Genomic DNA, 8,400 nt, shown 5'->3' with positions numbered 1-8,400 from the left:
CGGTCAGCGCGCCCATCGCCTGGTCGGTGAAGGCGTCCCAGAGACCGTCGTGGGCCATGTGGTCTCGCACCGTCACGTCGCCGTACTTGTAGCCCTCGCGGGACTTCTCGAGCAGGTGGGGCGCGTTCGTCATCGACTCCTGGCCACCGGCGACGACGACGTCGTACTCGCCCGCGCGGATCATCTGGTCGGCCATGGCGATGGCGTCGATACCGGAGAGGCACACCTTGTTGATGGTCAGCGCGGGAACGCTCATCGGGATGCCGGCCTTGACAGCGGCCTGGCGGGCGGGGATCTGGCCCGCGCCGGCCTGCAGGACCTGGCCCATGATGACGTAGTCGACCTGATCGGGGGCGACTCCGGCCTTGTCCAGGGCCCCCTTGATGGCGACACCGCCGAGGTCGGCCCCGGAGAAGCCCTTCAGGGAGCCGAGCAGGCGGCCCATGGGCGTGCGGGCGCCCGCGACGATGACAGTGGTGGGACGGTCGTTCATTGCGATGAGCCTCCAGCGCCGTTGGTCGAGTTCGCTCGCCACTCTAGTCGCGCGGCCGGGGGGTGCGACCCTGCCCTCTCGTGGCAGTCGCCACACCCGCGTCCGGGGGCGTCGGGCGCGTCTCGCCCGACCCGGGCTCGCGACCGAGCGCGCCACCGCCGGTATGCCGTGAGGGCGCCGCTGCCTGCCGTGACGGCGCCGCTGCCTGCCGTGGGGGCTTGTCTGCAGGCCGTGGCGGCCTAGCCTGCGGCGGCGGCCACGAGCGCCACGAGCAGCGCGGCCACGGCCGCGGCCGGGGCCAGGACCCAGCGCTCGAGTCGGCTGTGCGAGGAGTGGCACGCAACGGCTGCAGCGGCCAGGGAGACGGCCAGCAGCCAGGTGAGCCCGCCGACGAGACGGTCGTCCCACGCCGCGACGCTCGACCGTCCCGCCCGACCCCAGACGACCATCGCCGCGAGGGTGAGCCCGAGCACCGTGACGACGCTCGCGCCGCGCAGCAGGCCGGGCAGCTCCTGGCGGTCCGCGCCCCAGAGGTGGTTCCCCACGGGGGAGCCGAAGGCGGCGAGCGTGTGCAGCATCGCGACGCCGACGAACAGCATCGCGGCGACGGCTGCGACCGCGGCGACCCAGTCGCCGGGACTGTCCACCAGGTCATCGTCGCGCCGCCGGGTGGCACCGGGGTGTCCGGCACCCGTCGGGCGGGTGAACGGGTGACGGGCGCGGGGGTGACGACGACTTGGGCTGGGGTGACGGCCTGGGGCTGGGCGACGGCCTGGGGCTGGGCGACGGCCTGGGGCTGGGGCTGGGGCGTTGGCACGTGCTTCAGATCACAGGGCTGGAGAATCCACCCAACTCGGGGCTTGCGCGACAAAGGGGCGATCCGGGCCTCGTACCCTGTCGTGGGGGCCTTCCTGCGGACGAGCCGCACACCGGAGCTGACGCGATGCCGCGCCCGGCGCGCCCTCCGCCTGCACAGCTGTCCCGATGCACAGAGAGTCCCGATGTACCACGCCCCTGACGGCAGCGCCTACCTCTCCGGAGCGTCGCTCACCGTTGCCGACATCCTCGCCACCGACCTGACGATCGACGGCGCCTACGCCCAGCTCCCCCCTGACATGCGCCACGAGCGGGACGAGCAGCTCGACGAGCTGCTCCCCTGGCGGCCGCGCGCAGCCGTCCTCCGCGAGATGCACCGCCGCCGGGCTGGCGAGATCGTGGCGAGCCGCCCCTGCCCCACGTGCACAGCGGGGCTGGTGCCCGAGCTGCTGACCCTGGTGGAGCACCCGTCCGACCCCGCCCGGACCGTCACGCTGCTGGACGCCGTGGTGGATCTGGCAGCCAGCATGTTCGAGGTGGCCGCGGGACGGCGCGGCCTCGCGGCCGTGGTCGACCGGTTCTGCGACTCCACGCCGGGGCGACCGCCCTGTGCCATGCCGGAGGGCGGCGCGGACTCCGCGAGGGGCGCGACGGACCACGGGGGCCAAGGGGGCGACGGCGTCCCGGCCTTCGCCATCACGGTGCTCGGCATGCTGGCTGCCTGGTCGTACGAGGCGGGGATGGCGCGAGACACCGAGCCTGCCATCACCGAGGCGTGGGCACGGGCTCTGAACGAGCTCTCGGCCTCGCCGATCAGCCAGACGCTGCCGTCCGACGACCTGGTCGAGCTCGCTGCACTGGACCCGCGGGTGGTCGCCGCCGAGACCCATGTCCCCCCACGGTGGGCGGCCTGCGACTGGGGCGCGATGGTGCAGACCAGGGAAGAGGCCCCGACCCTGTCGGAGCTGCGCGTGCAGCAAGGCGTCAGTGAACAGGCCATGGTGGTGTGCGTGCTCATGGTGGCCAACTGGCTCGCCGCCGAATCGGACCGTGCGCTGACTGGCTGACCCTTCGGCCCGTGCGCAGCTGGCTGACCCTCCGGCCCGTGCGCTGACTGGCCGACCGTTCGGCCCCCGGGCTGCCACGCCGCGACGGAGGCCGGGCCGCCCGGGCGCAGCGACTCGCGCCCCGAAGGCCTCCCGGGAGCTGCGCGGAGGGCCCTCCCCGAGGACCGCTCAGGCGGGCTTGATGTTCTGGTTGAACCGGAACATGTTGTCCGGGTCGTACGTCCGCTTGATGGCCGCGAGCCGGTCGTAGTTGCCCTTGTAGTTGTCCCGGATCCGGTCCTGGTCGTCCTCGGCCATGAAGTTGACGTACCCACCGCCCTCCGAGTGCGGCGCGGTGGCGTTGTAGTAGTCCCGGACCCACTGCGTGTTGGCCTCGTTCTGCGCCGGGTCGGGCCACATCCCGGCGATCACCGTGGCGAAGGTCGCGTCCCGGTAGGCGAAGGCCGTCGCTTCACCCGGGACCCGGTGACAGGCACCGTTGATGGGGTAGATGTGCACCGTGGAGTTGACCGTTGGCAGGCGTGGGCCGAACTCGAGGTGGCCGTCGATGGCCCCGTCGGTCAGCTCGGTGTTGAAGTTGGCCTTCCAGTAGTGCTGGAGTCCCGGCGGCACGAGCGCGTCGAAGGCGCTGTTCAGCGCCGGGTAGGGCATCGGGCCGACGTGCTCGGCGACCACCGGTGCCACGTCGTGGAAGGGCTGCAGCTCCTTCTCCCCCTCCTCCAGCGAACCCGCCCAGCACGCGACCACGGCGATGAACGGCTCCCCGTGGCGGTCTTCGGGGATGAACGGCAGGGGCGGGGCGATCTGGAAGGCCGGGAAGACCCCGAGCTGCTCCGGAGCGTCGGTGATGTACTCGCGGTAGAACTCGAGGATGTCGCGGGCGTGCTCGAGCTCGAAGAACATGGGACCGCCATAGATGTCCTTCACGGGGTGCAGGGCGAACTCGAAGGAGGTCACGACGCCGAAGTTGCCGCCGCCCCCACGGATCGCCCAGAAGAGGTCCTCGTTGGCCGTCCCGCTCGCCACCCGCATCGTCCCGTCCGCGGTGACGACGTCCGCCGAGATCAGGTTGTCGCGGGAGAGCCCGAAGCCTCGGTCGAGGTAGCCGATGCCGCCTCCCAGCGTCAGACCGCCCACCCCGGTCGTCGAGATGATCCCGCCTGTGGTCGCCAGGCCGAACGCGTGCGTGGCTGCGTTGAAGTCTCCCCAGGTCGTTCCGCCTTCTGCGCGGGCCGTGCGGCTCACGGGGTCCACCCGGACTCCTCGCCTGCTCGACAGGTCGATGACCACGGCGTCGTCGCCCGTGCCGAACCCTGGGACGCTGTGGGAGCCCCCACGGGTGGCCACCGGCAGCCCGTTCTCCTGGGCGAACCTGACCGTGGACATCACATCCCCGGTGTTGGCCGGTCGCACGACCACGGCGGGGCGACGGTCGATCATCGCGTTGTAGACCCGTCTGGCGACGTCGTACTCCTCGTCGTCGGGGCTGATCACCTGACCGCGGACGCTCTCGCGCAGCAGCTCGATGGTGCGAGTCATGACCGAACTCCTCAGTGCCTAGGCATGACGCCCACGAGGCACGGGGTGACGGAGATGTACGGCGAGGGATCTGGGGGCACGTGCCCGGGCGCGCACGTCCAGTCTCGGCTGCTGCTCAGGCCTCGCAGATCGTGCACCTGACCTAGTCCGGGCACCGCTGCGCGGGGGCGCTCACGCACGTCTGAGACAGCCTGGCGGGACTGTCCGCTGCGACACGCTGGCCGCGTCGACGGGCTGGCCGCGGGGATCCGTTGCCTACTGGAGCTCTGAGCGCGCCCGGGACTCGACCGTGATCGTCACGGTCGTGCCCAGTCCCCGCAGCACCCCGCCGACGAGGGGGAGATCCGCTTGCCCCACGAGACGCACCACTGCCGTCTCGCCATCAGGAGAACCTGTTCCGGGCGCGACCGCCCACCCGGCCATGCCGACAGGCAGCGGCCGTTCGTCGAGGTAGCGCTCCGCAGTGGCACGCACGGTCTCGTTGCTGACGGCCACGGCGTCGTCGAGGCCCTGCTCGTAGGCCCGCACGTCGAGCGAGTCGGCCGCGTCGAGGGCGGCCCCGTCGGCGGCGTCGAGCAACCGCACCCGCGACAGCTGCGCCGAGGTCACGGCCACCGTCCCGACGACGAGCATCGCGGCGACCAGGGTGAAGCCGAGGATGAGCAGCGTGACCTGACCGGACTCCCCGCGCCGTCGGGCTGCCCGGGCTCGGGTCGAGGCCGACTCCACCAGACGGCCGGCCGCGCCGCGGACACCGTGGCGGACAGGGTGGCGGACAGGGTGGCGGACAGGGTGACCGATGCGGTGACGGAAGGGTCCGAGGACCCGGGCGAGATCATGACCCAGGACAGGGGGCAGGGCACGGCCGCGGGCACGGGCCGTGGACCCGGCCGCGGGCAGCTCACGCCGGTTCGTTGACGCCGCGGGCCCGGTCACGGCTGGCCCCGGAAGCGGTCCACGACGGCGACGTGCGACGCGCTCAGCGGCACCTCGAGCGGGATCACCGAACGTGCGAAGGAGGGAACGAGCGGCAGCGGGACCGTGACCTCCGTCGTCACGGCGATCCGCCCCTCGGGCCGTAGGCACGGGGCGCCGTCGCACGACAGCACCACCCGGCCGTTGTCACCAAAACCGTGGTCCTGGAAGGCAATACGCGATGCGACCTCGGCTCGCCGGCCAGCCGACTCCTCGCTCTCCGCCGTCACGTACGCACGGCCTGCTTCCCGCGCGGCCGTCGCCGCGGCATACGCGCCGGCCTGCAACCGGCCGAGCATCATGACGAGGTAGATCAGCGGGATCATCATGAGCACGGCGAGGAACACGAACTCGACGACGGCGCTGCCGCCCTCGCCGCGGCCCGCGCCGCAGCGGCGCGCCGCTGCTGGGCGCACTCGGCGAGCGGCCGCGCGGATCCTGCCCCCCACCGCGAGGACGCTCAGGCCGTTCACTGCGACTCCAGGAACGCCCGGCCCACGACACGGAGCCGTCCGTCCGGACCGAGAGGGCCGATGACGGGAAGCGGCGCCACCACGGTCACAGCGACCACCTGCGCTCCCCCAGCGTCGACGACCGTGGCGGTGACATTCCCAGCGAACCGCTCCGAGACCGAGGCGGAGATGAGCTGGCGCGCCCGGGCCGCGCCGTCCTCGGGCTGGGCGTCGGCCCGGGCGCCGAACCGTGCTCCCTCGGCAGCGCACGAGATCAGCGTGTTGCGGATGTGCAGCGCCAGCCCGACCTGGAAGACCGCGATGAACAGCACGGCCACCAGGCCCGAGACCATGGCGAAGTCGGCGACGGCGCTCCCGCACTCGGGGCGTCGGCGCTCACGGTGAGGGCGGACTCGCATGGGCAGATGTGGCTGAGGACGTGCGGCGGCGGGCCGGGTCACGATCTGCGAGGTCAGGGCCCGCTGACCGAGCCCATCGCACGCCGGAACAGTGTCTGGAGCTGGTCGTCGGCGACGGCCCACAGCACGGTGACCAGCCCAGCAGTCATCAGCGTGATCAGGACCCAGCCCGGGACGTCGCCACGCTCCCCCAGTGCCCTCTTCGCCGAGATCCGTGCCCGTACGGCGGCCTTGGTGATCGTCTGCATGTCGGTCCTCTCGGGTGGTGTCTGGTGGTCAGATCGTGAAGCGGAGCAGGGTGAAGCCGGGGAACACAGCGAAGAGCACGGTGACGGGGAGCACGAGGAAGACCACCGGCACCATCATGGCGATCTCCTTCTTGCCGCCCTCCTCCATGACGGCGCGGCGGCCGGCCTCGCGGACGTCCTGGGCCTGGGCGCGCAGGACCTCTGCCAGAGGTGTCCCGCGTTGGACGGCGATGACCATGCCATCGACGAAGCGGGACAGGCTCGGCAGCCCGGTCCGGTCGGCGAGGCCCTGCAGGGCCGTCGGGAGGTTCGCCCCGGCGCGCGCATCGGCGAGGCAGCGCCCCAGCTCGTCGGCGAGCTCGCCGCGGGACAGGCGGCAGACTCGCTCAAGGGCGCCGACGGCCCCCTCGCCGGCGCCGACCGCCAGGGCGAGGAGCTCGGCCACGGTGGGGAACTCGGCGAGCATCCTCTGCTCGCGCTGGTTGGCCTGCCGGGAGAGCCACTGGTCCTTGGCGACGATGCCGACGCCCGTGCCGACGAGCGTCAGGATCACCACCGGCACGACCGACCCGCCCTCGGCCAACCACAGCGACGTACCGACAGCGGCACCTGCCACCGTGCCGGCTGCGCCCCAGAGCACCTGCTCGGCGCGGAACCGCTCGAGGTCTGGGGCCCCTCCGGCCCGGAGCAGCCTGCGCCGCACCGACGCCGAGCCGCCCAGCATCCGCTCGATGCCGCTGGCGAGGTCGCTGACGACGGGGCGGAGCAGCGCGGCCAACGCCCCCGTACCACCGATCTGAGGAGCGGCAAGCAGCCGCGACGGCCGCGGGGCGTCGCGCAGGTAGGGATGGAGTCGCTGCTGCAGACCCGGCCTGCGGTGTCGGGGAAGTCCGGCCCACAACAGGAGGAGACCGAGGCCCAGCATCAGCCCGATGCCGGCGCCGGGGCCCGACAGCCCCGGGCCGGCCGTGAGGTCGAGACCGCCGGGACCCAGCGCCTCCGACCCCGTGGCGCCGAACCGGCTGCCGGTCATCGCAGCACCCGCTCGTCCTCGGGCAGCCGCCCGATGTGCAGCATGATCCGATAGGCCGCGACGGAGATGACCGCTCCGAACGCCAGCACGGCAGTCCCCGTCGCCGTGGCATAGGCCTGCACCGACTCGCCTCGGGTGGCCATGAGCGCCAGCACCAGCCACGGGGCGCCGACCGCGAGCCGAGCGGCGTTGACCGTCCACCCCTGGCGGGTCTCGAGCTCGGCGCGGGTCCGGGCGTCCTCGCGCAGGAAGGTCGACAGGGTCCGCAGGAGCCGGCCGAGGTCGCTGCCGCCGACCTCGCGGGCGATGCGCAGCGACTCGACCAGGCGGTCGCCGACCGGGTCGCTGAGCCGCTCCTTGAGCCGGTCGAGGCACTCGTGGAAGCGTCCCGTCGCGCGGTAGTCCTGGCCAAAGGCCACGAAGGCCGGACGCAGCTCCTCGGGGCCACGGCTGCCGAGCTGGGTGAGCGCCTCCGGGAGCGCGAGGCCGGCCCGCACGGCCGACGCGATGTTGTCGACCGCGTCGGGCCACAGGTCCCGCATCACCGCGCGCCGTCGCCGTGCCCGCATCCGCACCAGTGCCAGCGGTGCATAGCCGGCCATGGCCGCGAAGCACACCGCGATCGGCGCGACCCCGGTCCCTGCCAGGACGGTGACGAACACGAGGCAGAAGGCGATGGTGCATGCGGCCAGGAGACTCCGCGGACCCATCCCCTCGTAGCCTGCCTGGACCAGGTCGTCGCGAAGCCTGTCGCCGAGGCCCGGCCGACTGCCGCGGGGCGTGGCGGTGTCGCCCGGCACCCAGGCAGACCACCAGATGCAGAAGAGGCCGACGCCGAGCAGCAGCCCGAGCACGATGCCGCGCACCGCTACTCCTGTGCCAGCAGGGCCGACACGTTGTAGCCCGCGCGCTCGAAGCGGTCGATGTGGGGTGGGTAGCCGTCCGCCCGGCGCAGCTGCCCGTCACGCTGCACGAACAGGTCGGCGATCTCGACGACGTCGCCCTCCACCCGCCCCGGCACCGCCGCGATCTCGCGGACTCGGCGCACGCCGTCGTGCTCGAGTGCGGCGTGCACGACGAGGTCGATCGAGCCGGCCACCGTGGGGACGACGAACCGGCTGCTGACGTTCTCGCCGGCCAGCAGTGGCAGGGTGCACATCTTCGTCACCGCCTCGCGGGCGCTGTTGGCGTGGATCGTGCACATGCCCGGGAGCCCGCTGTTGAGGGCGATCAGGAGGTCCAGGCTCTCGGCCTGGCGCACCTCGCCGACGATGATGCGCGACGGGCGCATCCGCAGGGCCTCCTTCACGAGCCGCCGCAGCGGCACCTCGCCGGTGCCCTCGAGGCTGGGTTGGCGG

11 protein-coding genes are annotated in these 8,400 nt (G+C 72.7%); 1 reads left to right on the top strand and 10 read right to left on the bottom strand.

Annotated elements, in window-relative coordinates; translation table 11 throughout:
* Together VIB11_RS04550 and VIB11_RS04545 are read right to left on the bottom strand one after the other, a co-directional pair.
* On the bottom strand, positions 1–493 hold a 493-nt coding region (locus tag VIB11_RS04550), incomplete at its 3' end, for a beta-ketoacyl synthase N-terminal-like domain-containing protein (RefSeq protein ID WP_332028789.1).
* Positions 494–732: 239 nt separating this feature from the next.
* Complete coding sequence (locus VIB11_RS04545; RefSeq protein ID WP_332028787.1) at positions 733–1,140, bottom strand: hypothetical protein; 408 nt, start codon at positions 1,138–1,140, stop codon at positions 733–735.
* Between the two features lie 354 nt (positions 1,141–1,494).
* On the opposite strand from VIB11_RS04545, the gene VIB11_RS04540 reads away from it, so the two are divergent.
* Positions 1,495–2,376 (top strand): hypothetical protein, encoded by an 882-nt coding sequence (locus tag VIB11_RS04540; protein WP_332028785.1) that lies wholly within the window; start codon positions 1,495–1,497, stop codon positions 2,374–2,376.
* 168 nt (positions 2,377–2,544) lie between these two features.
* On the opposite strand, the gene VIB11_RS04535 is transcribed toward VIB11_RS04540, so the two are convergent.
* The 8 genes from VIB11_RS04535 to VIB11_RS04500 all read right to left on the bottom strand — a co-directional run.
* Positions 2,545–3,915: an FAD-binding oxidoreductase gene (locus VIB11_RS04535; protein ID WP_332028783.1), complete on the bottom strand. Its 1,371-nt coding sequence runs from the start codon at positions 3,913–3,915 to the stop codon at positions 2,545–2,547.
* Positions 3,916–4,170: 255 nt separating this feature from the next.
* On the bottom strand, positions 4,171–4,644 hold the full coding sequence (locus VIB11_RS04530) for a pilus assembly protein TadG-related protein (RefSeq protein ID WP_332028781.1): 474 nt from the start codon (positions 4,642–4,644) through the stop codon (positions 4,171–4,173).
* Between the two features lie 203 nt (positions 4,645–4,847).
* Positions 4,848–5,363, bottom strand: a complete 516-nt coding sequence (locus tag VIB11_RS04525; protein ID WP_332028779.1) for a pilus assembly protein — start codon at positions 5,361–5,363, stop codon at positions 4,848–4,850.
* Entirely contained in the window at positions 5,360–5,761 is a 402-nt protein-coding gene (locus VIB11_RS04520; protein ID WP_332028777.1) for a TadE family protein, read from the bottom strand. The genes VIB11_RS04525 and VIB11_RS04520 overlap by 4 nt, the downstream gene beginning before the upstream one ends.
* A gap of 53 nt (positions 5,762–5,814) precedes the next feature.
* Positions 5,815–6,009, bottom strand: coding sequence for a hypothetical protein (locus VIB11_RS04515; protein WP_332028775.1), 195 nt, complete (start codon positions 6,007–6,009; stop codon positions 5,815–5,817).
* Positions 6,010–6,037: 28 nt separating this feature from the next.
* Positions 6,038–7,042 (bottom strand): type II secretion system F family protein, encoded by a 1,005-nt coding sequence (locus VIB11_RS04510; protein WP_414695754.1) that lies wholly within the window; start codon positions 7,040–7,042, stop codon positions 6,038–6,040.
* Positions 7,039–7,908, bottom strand: coding sequence for a type II secretion system F family protein (locus tag VIB11_RS04505; protein ID WP_332028773.1), 870 nt, complete (start codon positions 7,906–7,908; stop codon positions 7,039–7,041). The genes VIB11_RS04510 and VIB11_RS04505 overlap by 4 nt, the downstream gene beginning before the upstream one ends.
* 2 nt (positions 7,909–7,910) lie before the next feature.
* Positions 7,911–8,400: ATPase, T2SS/T4P/T4SS family (locus VIB11_RS04500; protein ID WP_332028772.1), on the bottom strand; the 490-nt coding region annotated here is incomplete at its 5' end.

Source organism: Pedococcus sp. (assembly GCF_036554925.1).
GTDB lineage: Bacteria > Actinomycetota > Actinomycetes > Actinomycetales > Dermatophilaceae > Pedococcus_A.
Note: the sequence above shows the minus strand (reverse complement) of the source record. Positions and strands in the feature narration are given on the sequence as shown.